15 protein-coding genes are annotated in these 15477 nt (G+C 69.1%); 11 read left to right on the top strand and 4 right to left on the bottom strand.

What is annotated here, in order from left to right:
* Together OCL97_RS21665 and fabV are read left to right on the top strand one after the other, a co-directional pair.
* Positions 1 to 1692: DNA translocase FtsK (locus OCL97_RS21665; RefSeq protein ID WP_377371780.1), on the top strand; the 1692-nt coding region annotated here is incomplete at its 5' end.
* A gap of 59 nt (positions 1693 to 1751) precedes the next feature.
* The gene (fabV, locus tag OCL97_RS21660) at positions 1752 to 2930 is read left to right on the top strand and encodes an enoyl-ACP reductase FabV (RefSeq protein ID WP_377371779.1); all 1179 of its coding nucleotides are present in this window, start codon (positions 1752 to 1754) and stop codon (positions 2928 to 2930) included.
* Here fabV and lpxA read toward each other — a convergent pair.
* On the bottom strand, positions 2927 to 3718 hold the full coding sequence (gene lpxA / locus OCL97_RS21655) for an acyl-ACP--UDP-N-acetylglucosamine O-acyltransferase (protein ID WP_377371778.1): 792 nt from the start codon (positions 3716 to 3718) through the stop codon (positions 2927 to 2929). The two genes, fabV and lpxA, sit on opposite strands and share 4 nt — an antisense overlap.
* A gap of 139 nt (positions 3719 to 3857) precedes the next feature.
* Here lpxA and OCL97_RS21650 point away from each other — a divergent pair, with 139 nt between their 5' ends.
* The 3 genes from OCL97_RS21650 (at position 3858) to xth (ending at position 7734) form a co-directional block, all read left to right on the top strand.
* A complete protein-coding gene (locus OCL97_RS21650) occupies positions 3858 to 5978 on the top strand; it encodes a PAS domain-containing hybrid sensor histidine kinase/response regulator (RefSeq protein ID WP_377371777.1) in 2121 nt (706 codons plus the stop codon).
* 92 nt (positions 5979 to 6070) lie between these two features.
* The gene (locus tag OCL97_RS21645) at positions 6071 to 6715 is read left to right on the top strand and encodes an outer-membrane lipoprotein carrier protein LolA (RefSeq protein WP_377371776.1); all 645 of its coding nucleotides are present in this window, start codon (positions 6071 to 6073) and stop codon (positions 6713 to 6715) included.
* A 212-nt stretch (positions 6716 to 6927) separates the two neighbouring features.
* Positions 6928 to 7734 (top strand): exodeoxyribonuclease III, encoded by an 807-nt coding sequence (xth, locus tag OCL97_RS21640; RefSeq protein ID WP_304780581.1) that lies wholly within the window; start codon positions 6928 to 6930, stop codon positions 7732 to 7734.
* Between the two features lie 12 nt (positions 7735 to 7746).
* Here the strand turns inward: xth and OCL97_RS21635 are convergent, their stop codons facing one another.
* Positions 7747 to 8433 carry a response regulator transcription factor gene (locus tag OCL97_RS21635; RefSeq protein WP_304780771.1) on the bottom strand — a complete coding sequence of 229 codons (687 nt, stop codon included), beginning with the start codon at positions 8431 to 8433 and terminating at the stop codon, positions 7747 to 7749.
* Between the two features lie 56 nt (positions 8434 to 8489).
* Here OCL97_RS21635 and OCL97_RS21630 point away from each other — a divergent pair, with 56 nt between their 5' ends.
* Positions 8490 to 9089: a L,D-transpeptidase family protein gene (locus OCL97_RS21630; protein WP_377371775.1), complete on the top strand. Its 600-nt coding sequence runs from the start codon at positions 8490 to 8492 to the stop codon at positions 9087 to 9089.
* On the opposite strand, the gene OCL97_RS21625 is transcribed toward OCL97_RS21630, so the two are convergent.
* Complete coding sequence (locus OCL97_RS21625) at positions 9069 to 9734, bottom strand: YggS family pyridoxal phosphate-dependent enzyme (RefSeq protein ID WP_377371774.1); 666 nt, start codon at positions 9732 to 9734, stop codon at positions 9069 to 9071. The two genes, OCL97_RS21630 and OCL97_RS21625, sit on opposite strands and share 21 nt — an antisense overlap.
* A 16-nt stretch (positions 9735 to 9750) precedes the next feature.
* Between OCL97_RS21625 and OCL97_RS21620 the strand changes: the two genes are divergently transcribed.
* The gene (locus tag OCL97_RS21620) at positions 9751 to 10332 is read left to right on the top strand and encodes a thiamine phosphate synthase (RefSeq protein ID WP_377371773.1); all 582 of its coding nucleotides are present in this window, start codon (positions 9751 to 9753) and stop codon (positions 10330 to 10332) included.
* A gap of 82 nt (positions 10333 to 10414) precedes the next feature.
* Here OCL97_RS21620 and OCL97_RS21615 read toward each other — a convergent pair whose 3' ends face one another.
* Positions 10415 to 10780, bottom strand: a complete 366-nt coding sequence (locus tag OCL97_RS21615) for an NtrZ family periplasmic regulatory protein (protein ID WP_377371772.1) — start codon at positions 10778 to 10780, stop codon at positions 10415 to 10417.
* A gap of 274 nt (positions 10781 to 11054) precedes the next feature.
* Between OCL97_RS21615 and OCL97_RS21610 the strand changes: the two genes are divergently transcribed.
* The 4 genes from OCL97_RS21610 to holA all read left to right on the top strand — a co-directional run.
* The gene (locus OCL97_RS21610; protein WP_377371771.1) at positions 11055 to 11549 is read left to right on the top strand and encodes a DUF3576 domain-containing protein; all 495 of its coding nucleotides are present in this window, start codon (positions 11055 to 11057) and stop codon (positions 11547 to 11549) included.
* A 119-nt stretch (positions 11550 to 11668) separates the two neighbouring features.
* Entirely contained in the window at positions 11669 to 14254 is a 2586-nt protein-coding gene (gene leuS, locus OCL97_RS21605; RefSeq protein ID WP_377371770.1) for a leucine--tRNA ligase, read from the top strand.
* A gap of 5 nt (positions 14255 to 14259) precedes the next feature.
* Positions 14260 to 14751: an LPS assembly lipoprotein LptE gene (gene lptE / locus OCL97_RS21600; RefSeq protein ID WP_377371769.1), complete on the top strand. Its 492-nt coding sequence runs from the start codon at positions 14260 to 14262 to the stop codon at positions 14749 to 14751.
* Positions 14752 to 14761: 10 nt separating this feature from the next.
* Positions 14762 to 15477 (top strand): DNA polymerase III subunit delta (holA, locus tag OCL97_RS21595; protein ID WP_377371768.1); only part of this gene is annotated, 716 nt, incomplete at its 3' end.

Raw genomic sequence — 15477 nt, 5'->3', positions numbered from 1 at the left:
GAGGAGCGGATCCCCGCCGCTTCCCTGCCCGGCGCGCCCAAGGCGGCCCCCCTGCCCGATCCCGAACCCCCGCCGGCGCCTGTCGGCCTGGAGCCCTTCGCCGCCCCGGTGGCGGTGAAGATCCCCAAGGCCGGGCCCAAGGAGTCCGGCCGCGAACTGCGCGAGGCCCAGGGCGCCTTCGATTTCGTAAAGACCGGCGGCTTCGCCCTGCCCGAGCTGGCCATGCTGGCCAAGCCCAAGCCCCGCGCCAGCCAGTTTGACGAAGGCGCCCTGCGCCAGAACGCCCAGTTGCTGGAAAGCGTGCTGGCCGAGTTCGGGGTCAAGGGCGCCATCGACCAGATCCGTCCCGGTCCCGTGGTCACCCTCTATGAGCTGGTCCCGGCCGCCGGGGTGAAATCGGCCCGGGTCGTGGCGCTGTCGGACGACATCGCGCGCTCCATGTCCGTCGCCGCCTGCCGCGTCAGCGTGGTGCCCGGCCGCAACGCCATCGGCATCGAACTGCCCAATGCGCGGCGCGAGACCGTCTATCTGCGCGACCTGCTGGGCAGCAGTGAATACGAGAAGTCGAACTCGGCCCTGCCCATGGCCCTGGGCGAGACCATCGGCGGCGAGCCCTACATCGCCGACCTGTCGAAGATGCCCCACCTGCTGATCGCCGGCACCACCGGCTCGGGCAAGTCGGTGGGGGTCAACGCCATGATCCTGTCGATCCTCTACCGCCTGCCGCCCGAGCAGTGCCGGTTCATCATGATCGACCCGAAGATGCTGGAGCTTTCCGTCTATGACGGCATCCCGCACCTGCTGGCGCCGGTGGTCACCGATCCCAAGAAGGCCATCGTCGCGCTGAAGTGGACCGTGCGCGAGATGGAGGACCGCTATCGGCGGATGTCGAAGATCGGGGTGCGCAATGTCGCCTCCTATAACGACCGGGCCCGGGAGGCCGCCGCCAAGGGCGAGCACTTCGAGCGGACCGTGCAGACCGGCTTCGACGACGCCGGCCGCCCGATCTACGAGAGCGAGAAGATCAATCCCGAGGCCATGCCCTATCTGGTGGTGATCATCGACGAGGTCGCCGACCTGATGATGGTGGCGGGCAAGGACGTCGAGGGCGCGGTGCAACGCCTGGCCCAGATGGCCCGGGCGGCCGGCATCCACCTGGTGATGGCCACCCAGCGCCCGTCGGTGGACGTCATCACCGGCACCATCAAGGCCAACTTCCCGACCCGGATCTCCTTCCAGGTCACGTCGAAGATCGACAGCCGCACCATCCTGGGCGAGCAAGGCGCCGAGCAGCTGCTGGGCCAGGGCGACATGCTCTACATGGCCGGCGGCGGCCGCGTGACCCGCCTGCACGGGCCCTTCGTCTCCGACGGCGAGGTGGAGGCCGTCGCCAGGTTCCTGCGCGAACAGGGCCAGCCGCAGTATCTGGAAGAGGTCACCGCCGGCGGCGACGACGAGGACGGCGAAGGCGAAGGCGGTTTCGACGAGGGCGGTTCGGGCGACGATCTCTACGACCGCGCCGTGGCCGTCGTGACCCGGGACAAGAAGGCCTCGACCTCCTACGTCCAGCGCCGCCTGCAGATCGGCTACAACCGCGCCGCCTCGCTGATCGAGCGGATGGAGAACGAAGGCGTCGTCAGCCCCGCCAACCACGCCGGCAAGCGCGAAGTCCTGGTGGGCCCGCCGCCTTAACTCCAGCTTTCCCTGATCGCGCGCCGGTGTATCTTCCGCCTCCACGAAAAGAGGCGCCCATGATCATCGAGCCCCGTATCCGCGGCTTCATCTGCACCACCGCCCATCCCGAGGGCTGCGCCATGAACGTCCGCCAGCAGGTGGGCTATGTGGCGGGCAAGGGCGAGGTTCCGGGCATGGCCAAGCGGGTGCTGGTGCTCGGCTGTTCGGCCGGCTACGGCCTGGCCTCACGGATCGTGGCGACCTTCGGCGGCGGGGCCGACACCGTCGGCGTCTCCTTCGAGAAGTCCCCCTCTGAGACCAAGACCGCCTCGGCCGGCTGGTACAACAACCGCGCCTTCGAGGCGCAGGCCGCCAGGGCCGGCCGCAAGGCTGTCACCCTGGACGGCGACGCCTTCTCCGATGAGATGAAGGCCGAAACGATCAAGGCCATCGCCGAGCACCTCGGCCAGGTGGACCTGGTGATCTATTCCATGGCCGCCCCGGTCCGCACCCACCCCAAGACCGGCGAGACCTTCCGCTCGGCCATCAAGCCCCTGGGGGCGCCGGTCACGGTCAAGACCCTGAACACCGACAAGGGTGAGGTCTTCGAGACCGAACTGCAGCCCGCCACACCTGAGGAAACCGCCGGCACCGTGGCGGTCATGGGCGGCGAGGACTGGGAGATGTGGATCGCCGCGCTTTCGGCCGGCGGCGTCCTGGCCCCCGGCTTCAAGACCCTGAGCTACACCTATATCGGCTCGGAACTGACCTGGCCGATCTACTGGAAGGCCACCCTGGGCAAGGCCAAGGAAGACCTCGACCGCGCCGCGGCCGCCATCCGCGCGGAGCACGGCGCCGGCGCCGCCCGGGTCGTCTCCCTGAAGGCGGTGGTGACCCAGGCCTCCTCGGCGATCCCAGTGGTGCCGCTCTACGGCGTGGTGCTGTTCAAGGTGATGAAAGAGATGGGCCTGCACGAGGGCTGCATCGAGCAGATCGACCGCCTGTTCCGCACCGTCCTGCCCGGCCCCGAGGCCCTGGACGACGCCGGCCGCCTGCGGCTGGACGACTGGGAGCTGTCCGAGCCGGTCCAGGCCGAGGTCAAGCGCCGCTGGGCGCAGATCTCCACCCAGACCCTGCCGGAGCTGGCCGACCTGGCGGGCTTCCGGAGCGACTTCCTGAAAATCTTCGGGTTTGGCCTGGCCGGCGTCGACTATGCCGCCGAGCAGGACCCGCAGGTGGTTCCGGCGGTCGGTTAGGCGGCGAGTTTCCGGCTTCGCGGCGTGGAGATGCAGCCGCGGACGGAGCTTTCCAGGAAGTCGAGGAGCACGAGGGTGCGAGCGCCTGCGCTCAGGCGCGCCGCGGCCAGGCGATCCTCCATCGGCCCCGTCCCCAGGAACAGCGTCCGGTAGGCGCGGCGCAGTTCGGCGACCTCGGCCGGCGTGACCCCCGTCCGTTTCAGGCCGACGGCGTTCAGGCCCGCCAGCCGCGCGCGGTCTCCCTGCACGAGGCAGAAGGGCGGCACGTCCTGGGTGACGATGGATCCCCCGGCGACGAAGGCGTGGGTCCCGATGCGGCTGTACTGGTGAATGGCCACGAGGCCGCTGACCTGGGCGAAGTCGGCGACCTGCACATGCCCTCCCAGCGTCGCCGCATTGGCCAGGCGAATGTCGTCGCCGAGCACGCAGTCGTGGGCCACATGGGCCCCGGTCATGATCAGGCAGCGCGAGCCGATGCGGGTGGGGGCGCCGCCGGCGGAAGCGTGGACGGTGACGAACTCGCGGAACACGTTGCCGCTCCCGATCGCCAGGGCGCCGGCCTCGCCAGCCCAGCCGTCCACCTGCGGCCCGGCCCCGATGGCGCAGAACTGCAGGAAGCGGTTACCCGGGCCGATGTCGGTCGCCCCCTCGATCACCACATGGGGCCCGATGATGTTTCCGGCCGCCAGCCGCACCCGGGGCCCGATCACCGCATAGGGGCCGATCTCCACGCCCGGCGCGATCTGGGCGCCGGCGGCGATAACGGCGGTGGGGTGGATCCGGCTCATGCCCCGACCCTGGGGCCGGGGCGGGGCGACCTCAACTCAACTTGCGTGACCAATTGCGTCCCCCGGGCGGTCGGTAACCGGACTGCAAGACCCGCCAGGCCATAGTTCCGCAAACCGCGCCTTCGGGGGGCCAGGTAAGATGCGCAATCTGCTCGACGAGCGGCTCGATGAACTTGCGGCCCTGTCCTATCAAGGCGTGCCCCTGCGGGTGGCCGTCGCCTTTGCGGCGGGGGCGCTGACCGCCACCCTCCTGCCCTGGCGCGTCTGCGTCGTGTGGATCGGGTTCCAGGTTCTCACCGAGGCGGCCTGCCTGTTGGCTTCCCGCCGGCAGCATCTGGGGCTCAGGGTGGGCGCGGCGCTGCGACTGGCGCATCTCTTCACCTATCTGGCGGTCTGCGTCTGCTGGATGGTCCTGGGGGGCCTGCTTTGGACCAGCGGGACGCCGCAGGGCGCGGTCTGCGCCATGACCCTCTGGCTCTCGGTGCTGTTCTTCGCCCAGTCCAACGCCTTCCAGTCGCCGCTCGGCTTCCTGGTCGGCGGCGCGACGCCGAGCGTGGGCCTGCTGGCCTGGATGCCGCTGGCCCCCAACCCCCTGCACCTGCCCCTGCCGCCGGTGCTGGGCCTGCTGGTCCTGGCCTTCGGTTTCGGCTGCGACGCGGTGTTCCGCACCCTGGCCGCCCGCCGCAAGTTCGACGAGGCCCAGGACCGGCTTCGCGCGTCGGAGGCCCAGTACCGGGTGCTGGCCGACAACATCACCGACGTCATCGCGCTCAACGACCTCGACGGCCGCCGGCGTTACCTGTCGCCCTCCATCGCCACGGGCATGGGCTATTCGGTGGAGGAGCTGTTCGCCACCCCCAACTACACCTTCCTGCATCCCGAGGACGCGGCCTGGGTCCCCGGCGAGATCGCCGACATGGTCGCCCGGGGCGGCGAGCTGACCCTGCAGTACCGGATCGTCCACAAGGCCGGTCACACAGTCTGGGTGGAGACCAATTTCGGGCTGATCGCCTCCGAGCAGGCCGGCGGCCTACCCCAGATCGTCTCGGTCTCGCGCCAGATCGACGCCCGCAAGGCCATGGAGACCGAGCTGGTGGAGGCCCGCCGACGCGCCGAGCAAGCCGCCGCGGCCAAGTCGGAGTTCCTGGCCAACATGACCCACGAGCTGCGCACCCCGCTCAACGCCATCATCGGATTCTCCGGCATCCTGAGGCGCTCCCGGCGCCTGGTCGCGGAGGACGCCCGGCACGCCGGCCTGATCCACGACGCCAGCACCACCCTGCTGGAACTGGTCAACAGCGTGCTGGACTTCTCGCGCCTGGAGGCCGGAGCGGTGGAGGTGGAAGCCAGGCCCTTCGACCCCGAGACCCCGGTCCGCGCCATCGCCGAGCTGCTGACTGAGCAGGCTCACGCCAGGGGCCTTACCCTGACCGTTCAGACCCGCGGCAGGATTGAGCCCCTGCTGGGGGACGCCGCGCGGATCCGTCAGGTGCTGCTGAACTTCCTCTCAAACGCCATCAAGTTCACGAGCCAGGGCGGCGTCACCGTGACCCTGATCCAGGAGCCTGCCGACAACGACTGCGGCCGGATGCGCGTTGAGGTCGCCGACACAGGCATCGGGGTGACGCAGCAGCAGATTGAGCAGCTCTTCGAGCGCTTCACCCAGGCCGACGCCTCGGTGTCGCGCCAGTATGGCGGCACCGGCCTTGGCCTGGCCATCTGCCAGCGCATTGTCGAGCTGATGGGCGGGACCCTCGGGGCGAGCTCGGTTCCCGGTGAGGGGTCGACCTTCTGGTTCGAGCTGGTTCTGCCGCGCACCGACGCCCTGGAGGAGGAGGTCGAGGCCGAGCCTGAAACCCTCGACCTGGAGGCGCCCCTGCGGCTGCTGGTGGTGGAGGACGTGGCGGTGAACCGCGAGCTGATCGCCGCCCTGCTGCACCCCTTCGACGTGCTCATTGAGACCGCCGAGAACGGCGAGCAGGCCATCGCCAAGGTGCGCGATCAGGTCTTCGACCTGGTGCTGATGGATGTGCAGATGCCGGTGATGGACGGCCTGACCGCCACCCGCGCCATCCGCGCCCTGGACCTGCCGCGCCTGAGGGGCCTGCCGATCATCGCCATGACCGCCAATGTGCTGCCCGACCAGGTCCAGAAGTGCCTCGACGCCGGCATGGACGACCACCTCGGCAAGCCTATCGAGACCGCCCGCCTGCTGGCCGTGCTCTCCGAGTGGCCGAGCCGGGCGCACGCGGCGGCCTGACCAGACGGAACGCCACGTCTCCTGCGCCGTTCTCCCGCCCTATTGACGCCGCGCCGCGCCTGTAGGTTTCTGCGCGAAATGGAGCCTGGTTGATGACCCGACTGACCCGCCGCGCCCTGGCGCTGGGCCTGGCCGCCTTGCCGCTGCCGGCCCTCGCCGCCCGTCCCGCCATAGCCCCGCTCAACGCCGACGACCGCCTGCTGGTGGACAAGGCCGCGACCTATCTGCAGGGCCTGACCGAAGCCAAGGGGCGCTTCGTGCAGACTGACGCCCGGGGAACCAGCACCCAGGGGACCGTCTTCCTCAAGCGTCCCGGCAAGGCCCGCTTCGCCTATGAGGCCCCCTCCGGCCTGCTGGTGGTGGCCGATGGGGCCAATGTCTCGGTGGCCGACTCGCGGCTGAAGACCTTCGACCGCTATCCGCTGATGGCGACGCCGCTGTCGATCTTCCTGGCCCGCCAGATCAAGCTGGACCGGGGCGTGGTGATCAGCGACGTCACCCGGCTGGCCGACGGTTTCACCATCACCGCCCGCGATGGGAAGAAGCAGGCCGAGGGCCAGATCACCCTGACCTTCTCCAACACCCCCATGGCCCTGATCGGCTGGACGGTGAGCGACGCCCAGGGTCAGGCGACCCGGATCCGCCTGACCGGCCTGCAGCGGACGTCAGGCCTGGCGCCGACCCTTTTCGTGCTGAACGACCCCCGGCCCAAATCAGTCGGCCGCGGGAAAATGTGACAATCAGACAACAGGCAACCCGCCCCGTGATTCTGGTTGACATTTCCATTTCGTCGTTGCATTAATGCCACGCATAACGCCTGTGCGAGCGGGCGTGTTCCGTGCCGGAACCTATCCCCTCCCGGCGGCGGCATGAGAGACATCACTTACGCCCGGGCTTTCTCCAGTGCCCGGGCGTTTTCTTTTCTTACCCAGCCCCCTAAACCCCGCGCATGCGTCTCCGTCTCTGCACCTGGAATGTGAACTCCGTCCGCCTGCGCGCCGAGCAGGTCGCCCGCTTCGTTGACGAGCAGGCGCCCGATGTCCTCTGCCTGCAGGAGATCAAGTGCCAGGAGGGGGAGTTTCCCCGTCAGGCCTTCATCGACATGGGCCTGCCCCACATCAAGATCGCCGGCCAGAAGGGTTGGCATGGCGTCGCCATCGCCTCGCGCCTGCCCTTCGAGGAGGTGGCGCCCCTGGATGTCTGCCGCGAGGGCCACGCCCGCTGCGTCTCGGCCAAGGTGGCGGGCGTCGAGATCCAGAACTTCTACATCCCCGCGGGCGGCGACATCCCCGACCGGACGATCAACACCAAGTTCGACCACAAGCTGGACTTCTACGAGAAGCTCACCGCCGAGATGGGCCGGAGAGATCCCAAGGCGCCCTTGGCCATCGTCGGCGACCTGAACGTGGCCCCGGGCGAGTTCGACGTCTGGAGCCACAAGCAGATGTCACGGATCGTCAGCCACACCCCGGTCGAGCTGGAGGCCTTCGCCAAGCTCATGGCCGCGGGTCAGTTCACCGACCTGGTGCGCGAAGCCATTCCCGATCCGCAGAAGCTGTTTTCATGGTGGAGCTACCGGGCCGCCGATTTCCGCGCGTCAAACCGGGGTCTGCGCCTGGACCATGTGCTGATCTCCCCTGGCCTGCGGGAAGCCGCCTTCCGGCCAGGGGCGGCCGCGGCCCGCGTCCATGACGACGTCCGCGAATGGGAACGCCCCAGCGACCACGCGCCGGTCAGCGCTGACTTCGGGCTCTAGGCGACGGCGGGACTAAGGCGCCAGGCGATAGCCGCCGGCCTCGGTCAGCAGCAGGCGCGCATTGCCAGGATCGGGCTCGATCTTCTGGCGCAGGCGGTAGACGTGGGTTTCCAGGGTGTGGGTGGTGACCCCGGCGTTATAGCCCCAGACCTCGGCCAGCAGTTCCTCGCGGCTCACCGGCTTTTCGCCGGCCCGGTAGAGGTACTTCAGGATGTTGGTCTCTTTTTCCGTCAGCCGGATCTTCTTCTGGTTGGCGTCCACCAGCATCTTGGCCGAGGGTCGGAATTCGTAGGCGCCCAGGTGGAAGACCGCCCCCTCCGACTGTTCGTGGCTGCGCAGCTGGGCGCGGATACGGGCCAGCAGGACGGCGAACTTGAAGGGCTTGGTGACGTAGTCGTTGGCCCCGGAATCCAGGCCGCGGATGGCGTCGTCGTCGGTGTCGGCGGCGGTCAGCATGATCACCGGCGAGGTCACCCCCTTGGAGCGCATCAGCTTGCAGGCCTCGCGCCCGTCCATGTCGGGGAGGTCGACGTCCAGCAGGATCAGGTCGGGGCGGGCCTCCACGGCCTGCCGAACCCCGTCGCCGGCGGTGGCCGCCTGGATGGCGGAGAACTCTTCGTGCAGTTCCAGTTGCTCGGCGAGTTCGCCGCGCAGATCATCATTGTCGTCGACGACGAGTAGGGTCTTGCGTTGGGCCATGGGCGCGAACATGCACCGTGTTGGCCTCAAGCGCCAACCACCCAGGAGAATGAAGCGTGCTGTTCACGGCGATGTCAGACGGCCGGTTTGATCTCGCGGGCCGTGAGACCCGTTGCGCGCTGGGCAAGGGTGGGGTGATCGCCGCCGCCGACAAGCGCGAGGGCGACGGCTGTTCACCCCTGGGGGTCTGGCCGATCCGCCGCGTCCTGTACCGCCCTGACCGCACGCCCGCGCCCCAGAGCCGCCTGCCGGTGAAGGCCATCGCGCCCAATGACGGCTGGTGCGACGCGCCGGGCGACCCGAACTACAACCGCCCCGTCAGCCTCCCCTACCCCGCCAGCGCCGAACAGCTGTGGCGCGAGGACAAGGTCTACGACTTCGTCCTGGTGCTGGCCCACAACGACGATCCCGTGGTCCCCTTGATGGGCTCGGCGATCTTCCTGCACGTGGCGCGGCCGAACTGGGAGCCCACCGAGGGCTGTGTGGCCCTGCAGGCCTGGGACGTCCTGGAGCTGATCGGCAAGGCCGAGCCAGGGTCGGCGGTCTCTATCGTCGACGTCAATCCGCACCCGTTCCTGGACGCCATGGAGCACATGGACGAGGCGCGAAAGCCGCCCCGGCCGACCCTGAACGTCCTATCCTCGCGGACCAAATAGGGCTGAGCCCACCCGGACGCTGGTGGCGCCGAACCGCACGGCGGTCTCGAAGTCGTCGCTCATCCCCATGGAAAGCTTCGAGATCCCGTTTCGCGCGGCGATCTTGGCCAGCAGGGCGAAGTGCGGTCCCGGCGGCTCGTCGGCCGGCGGGATGCACATCAGGCCTTCGATGCTCAGGCCGTGGGTGTCCCGGCAGCTGGCGATGAAGGCGTCGGCCTCGGCCGGGACCACACCGGCCTTCTGCTCTTCCTCGCCGGTGTTGACCTGAACATAGAGGCGGGGCGCCCTGCCCTGCTTCTTCATCTCATCAGCCAGGGCGGCGGCCAGCTTCTCGCGGTCGAGGGTCTCTATGACGTCGAAGAAGGCCACCGCCTCCTTGACCTTGTTGGTCTGCAGCGGCCCGATCAGCCGCAGCTCGACCCCCTCGCGGTGATTGTCCCAGGCGGCCATGGCGTCCTGCACACGGTTCTCGCCGAACACCGCCTGTCCGGTCTCCAGGATCGCCGCCACCCGCTCCCAGGGCTGTTGCTTGGAGACCGCCACCAGGGTCACATCGCCGGCTTGCCGCCCGCCGGCCTTCGCCGCGGCGGCGATACGCGTCAGGATGTCTGCGTGGGCGGCGGCGGGATCGAAGGAGCGGGTCATAGCTGGGTTCTGGACAGTGGCGCGGACAGCGGCCTGCTTAGGGCGACGCGCGGGTCGGCGAAAGCCCCTGCCCGCCCTGCTCTATTTCACCGACCCCGTGCGGACCCCCGATCCAGAGGCCGCAGCGGCGTGCCTGCCCAGGGGCTCGGCCATCGTCTACCGGGCCTTTGGGGCGGCGGACGCCCAAGCCGTGGCCCTGCGCCTGAAGGCGATCGCCCGCCGGCGTGGCCTCAAGCTGCTGATCGGCGCGGACGAAGCCCTGGCCGCCAGAGTCGGCGCCGATGGCGTCCACCTGCCTGAGCGCCTGGCCTCTCGAGCTGGGCGCATTCGTGCGAAGCATCCGAACTGGCTGATCACGGCCGCCGCCCACGGCCCGCGCGCGGCCCGCGCCCAGGTCGACGCGCTCGTCGTCTCGGCGATCTTCCCATCGAACAGTCCTTCGGCGGGCGGGCCCCTGGGGCCGCTGCGTCTGGCGCGGATCGTCAGCGCGGCGCGGAGTCCCGTCTACGCCCTGGGCGGGGTGAACCAGACCACCGCCGCACGGCTGTTAGCCACCGGGGTCGTGGGCATCGCCGGGGTGGAAGTGTTTGGAATTTGATCTCTTCTCCCCTTCCTAGGGGAGAAGAGATGGAATCAAAAAGCCGCCCGAAGGCGGCTCATTTGGTCAACCGTGGAAAGCCTTAGAACTTGAAGGCGGTCTCGAGACGGACACGCGGCGCGCCAGCCTGCGGTTCGGTCTTCTTGTACATGGGGGTTTCTTTCTCCCCGAGGGCGACGGCGCCCCCGACCCGGAGCGACGGCGTCACGCGGAAATAGGCGCCGGCCTGGACGTCGTTCCACTGGGTGTCGCGACCGTCCGGCTGCTGCAGATTGAGCGTGACCCCCCAGCGCCCCTTGCGCGCGTCGAACTTCAGCGCCTTGGCCGCCTGAGGCGACGCCAGAGCCAAGGTTTCACTGCGCACGGAAAAGTCGGTGGTCTTCTTCGTCGTCTGGGCATGAGCCATCGATCCGGCGCTCGCAATGAGCACCGCGCCGACCAGCGCCATGACCGTCCGATTGAACATAACCACCTATATGGCCCCTAAGCCCCGGCCACGCCATGAGAGGCGAGACCGTTGATGCGATTAAAGTCGCGCCATCATCAAGGTCAACACGCCAACACGCCGCAGGCTGCCTCTCTGCACAGTTGGTTGGCGCCTGTGGCGGCAGAGCCACGCGATTCCTGTTTGGCGCCGCTTTGGGCGTTGGTATAGAGGCATCCGGCGCGGGGGCGGCGACGCGGCGAGATACCGACGCGAAACAGCGACTGGGAGCGGATATATGCCGTTTGTGCGTGGAGTTTGGATGCGTGGCGTGGCGACGGGGGTCTTGGCCCTCAGCCTTTCGGCGCTCGCGGCCTGCTCGAGTAGTGGCCCGAAGACCCAGAACGACGGCGGCGGCCTGTTGGGCCTCGGACGCGGCAAATCGACTCCGGCCGCCGAGCAGCCGACCATCGGCGTCAACGGCTACCTGTGGCGGGCGACCCTCGACACCCTGGCCTTCATGCCCCTGGCCTCGGCCGATCCCTATGGCGGCGTGGTGATCACCGACTGGTACGTCAATCCGGAGAAGGCCGACGAGCGCTTCAAGTGCACGGTCTACATCCTGGATGCGCGCCTGCGCGCCGACGGCCTGAACGTGGCGGTCTTCAAGCAGACCCGCGACGCCTCGGGGACCTGGGTGGACGCTCCGTCGGCCGGCCAGACCGAGACCGACATCGAAAACGCCATCCTGACCAAGGCTCGTCAGCTTAAGCTCTCGAACATCCGGGGCTAATCCCCGGGCGCGTTCCGGGATCTGACAAATAACCGGGCGCGCCGAACTCATCAGGTCGGCGCGCCTTGCGCGTGTCCGGCCGCTTCCCATCCTCAGTGAAAGCGCGCTAAGCCCCCGCCATGGCCCGGTACAATCCCAAAGAAGTCGAACCCAAGTGGCGTAAGGCCTGGGCCGACGCCGACGTGTTCCGCGCGGAGATCGATCACGCGCGCCCGAAATACTACGCCCTGGAGATGTTCCCCTATCCGTCGGGGAGCCTGCACATGGGCCATGTGCGCAACTACACGCTCGGCGACGCCAACGCCCGGTTCAAGCGCGCCCGGGGCTTCAACGTCCTGCACCCCATGGGCTGGGACGGGTTTGGCCTGCCCGCGGAGAACGCGGCCATGGAGCGCGGCGTCGATCCCCGCGCCTGGACCTACGCCAATATCGACAAGATGCGCGCCGAGCTGCAGCAGCTGGGCCTGTCCATCGACTGGTCGCGCGAGTTCGCCACCTGCGACCCGGCCTATTATGGCCAGCAGCAGGCCTGGTTCATCGACCTGATGGCCCGCGGCCTGGTCTATCGCCGCGAGGGCGTGGTGAACTGGGACCCGGTGGACCAGACCGTCCTGGCCAACGAGCAGGTCGTGGACGGCCGCGGCTGGCGCTCGGGCGCGGTGGTGGAGAAGCGCAAGCTGAACCAGTGGTTCCTGCGCATCACCGACTATGCCGACGCCCTGCTGGAGGGCCTGAAGGGTCTGGACCGCTGGCCCGACAAGGTCCGGCTGATGCAGGAGAACTGGATCGGGCGCTCCAAGGGTCTGAAGTTCGCCTTCCAATGGGCCGACGCGGCCCCCGCCGGCTTCGAGAGCGGCCTGGAGGTCTACACCACCCGCCCCGACACCCTGTACGGAGCCAGCTTCGTCGGCGTGGCGCCGGATCACCCCCTGGCCCAGCAGATCGCGGCCGCCGATCCCAGGGCCGCGGCCTTCATCGAGGCCTGCCGCAAGGGCGGCGCCTCGGAGGCCGAGATCGAGACCGCCGAGAAGATCGGCTTCGACACCGGCCTCAGCGTCGCCCACCCCTTCGATCCCGCCTGGCGGCTGCCGGTCTGGATCGCCAACTTCATCCTGATGGACTACGGCACGGGCGCCATCTTCGCCTGTCCGGCCCACGACCAGCGCGACCTGGACTTCGCCCGCAAGTACGACCTGCCGGTCAAGCCGGTGGTCCTGCCGCCGGGCGAGGACCCCGCCACCTATGATGTGGGCGCCGAGGCCTATACCGGCCCGGGCACCATCTTCCGGTCCGCCGACCTCGACGGCCTGGAGATCGAGGCCGCCAAGGCCGCGGCCATCTCCAGGATCGAGGCGCAAGGCGCCGGCCAGGGCGCCACGGTGTTCCGCCTGCGCGACTGGGGCGTGGCCCGCCAGCGCGGCTGGGGCTGCCCGGTGCCGGTGGTCCATTGCGACAAGTGCGGCGTCGTCGCCGTGCGCAAGGACCAGCTGCCGGTCGCCCTGCCGGAGGATCTGGACTTCTCCAAGCCCGGCAATGCGCTCGCCCGTCACCCCACCTGGAAAGAGACCAGCTGCCCCGGCTGTGGCGGTCCCGCGACCCGGGAGACCGACACCCTCGACACCTTCGTGGACTCGTCCTGGTATTTCGCCCGCTTCACCGACCCCACCGCCGCCGAGCCGATCGACAAGGCCGCCGCCGACTACTGGATGCCGGTGGACCAGTATGTGGGCGGCATCGAGCACGCGGTCCTGCACCTGCTCTATGCGCGCTTCCTGAACCGCGCCCTGTCGGACGCCGGAATGCTGGAGGCCAAGGAGCCCTTTGCGGGGCTGTTCACCCAGGGGATGGTCACCCACGAGACCTACCGCCTGCAGAACGGCGACTGGGTCGAGCCCAAGGAACTGGAGATCACGGCCGAGGGGAATACCCGCCGCGCCGTGCGCGTCTCCGACGGCCAGCCGGTGATCATCGGCGACATCGAGAAGATGTCGAAGTCCAAGCGCAACACCGTGGCCCCTGGGGACATCTTCGAGGTCTACGGTGTCGACGCCGCGCGGCTGTTCGTGCTGTCGGATTCGCCGCCCGAGCGGGACTCCATCTGGTCCACCTCCGGGGTCGAAGGGGCCTGGCGCTTCGTCAACCGGGTCTGGGCCGAGTTCGACGCCCAGCCGGAGAAGGCTTCTGCGGCCGACATCGCGGCCGACCCCAAGGCCATGGCCCTGCGGGTCGCCACCCATCGCACCGTCAAGGCGGTCACCGAGGCCGTGGAGGGCTTCCGGTTCAACTCCGGCATCGCCCGCCTGTACGAGTTCCTGAACGCCCTGAAGGCCGCTCCGGCGGAAGGCGCCAGCGACGCCCTGCTGGCGGCCCGCGCCGAGGCCCTGTCGGCCTTCGCGCGCCTGGTCTCGCCCTTCACGCCTCACCTCGCCGAGGAGGCCTGGGCCCGCATCGGCGGGGAGGGGATGGTGGTGTCTGCCCCCTGGCCGCAGTTCGATCCAGCCCTGACCGAAGACGCCGTCCGGGTGCTTCCCGTTCAGGTCAACGGCAAGCGCCGGGGGGAAATTTCCGCGCCGGCCGGGGCCGAACCGGCCGATGTGGAGAAGATGGTGCTTGACGATCCCGAGATCGCACGGCGCCTTGAGGGCCTCACGATCCGCAAGGTGATCGTGGTGAAGGATCGCATCGTCAATATCGTGGCAAGCTGAGGCACATGGCTCGCATCGCAAGCATCGGCGCCCTGGCGCTCGCCGCCGTCGCCCTGGCGGGCTGCGGCTTCACGCCGCTCTACGGTCGCCCCGGGGTCGGCGCCGCCCTTTCCTCGGTGCAGGTCTCCGCCCCCACGGGCCGGGCCGGCCAGCTGATGCGTGAGCACCTGGACGACGCGCTCTCCCGCGACTCCAACCTCAAGCCGCAATACCGGATGGACCTGCAGATCTCCGAGCAGCGCTATCCTCGCGGGATCCGGGTCGACAATGTCGCCACCCGCTACGAATACGTCCTGACCGCCGCCTATACCCTGGTCTCCACCGTCAGCAACACCACGGCCAAGGTGGGGCGCGTCCGGGTGGAGGTGACCTACGATTCGGCTGACCAGCCCTACGCCTCGGTCGCCGCCCAGCAGGACGCCCAGGACCGCGCCGCCGGCGAGGCGGCCCGCAAGATCGAGCTCGAGCTCGCCACCTGGCTGGCCGGCAAGTCCTAGGGATCGCCTGGTGATCCTCGCCAAGCGGCCGGACATCGAACGCTTCCTGGGGTCGCCGGACAAGACCATCCGCGCCGCCCTGATCTATGGCCGTGACATGGGGGTGGTGCGCGAGCGCGCCAACCAGTTGTCCAAGAAGGTCTGCGATCGCCCCGACGATCCCTTTGACGTAGCCCTGCTCACCGATGGCGACCTGGACGGCGACGGGGCGCGGCTGGAGGGAGAGCTGGCGGCCCAGTCCCTGATGGGCGGGCGACGCCTGGTGCGGCTGAAGTTCGCCACCGAGAAGACGGCCCTGGACAAGATGACCGCCGAGGCGCTGACCCGCCACGCCGCCGGTGAGCTCAATCCCGACGCCTTCCTGCTGATCGAGGCCGGGAATCTCGACCGCAACTCCGCCCTGCGCAAGGCCGCCGAGAAGGCGCCCGGCGCGGCGACCATCCCCTGCTACGAGGACGAGCCCGGCGACATCGCCCGCCTGGTGCGCGAAGCCCTGGCCAAGGACGGCGTCGGCCTCACCAGCGAGGCCCTGCAGGTCTTCGTCGGCCGCATGCCCAAGGAGCGGGGCGTCGCCCGCCAGGAGATCGAGCGGCTGGCCCTGTTCCTCGGCCCCGGCAGCGGCATGACCGCCACCCCCAGGGACCTGGAAGACTTCCTCGGCGTCGAGCCCGAGGCGTCGCTCTCCGACGCCGCGGCCGACGCCTTCGGCGGACGCCTGGCCGAGGC

It is taken from the genome of Phenylobacterium ferrooxidans, from assembly GCF_042714595.1.
Lineage (GTDB): Bacteria > Pseudomonadota > Alphaproteobacteria > Caulobacterales > Caulobacteraceae > Phenylobacterium > Phenylobacterium ferrooxidans.
The sequence above is the reverse complement of the archived record's forward strand: the minus strand, read 5'-3'. Positions and strand labels throughout refer to the sequence as shown.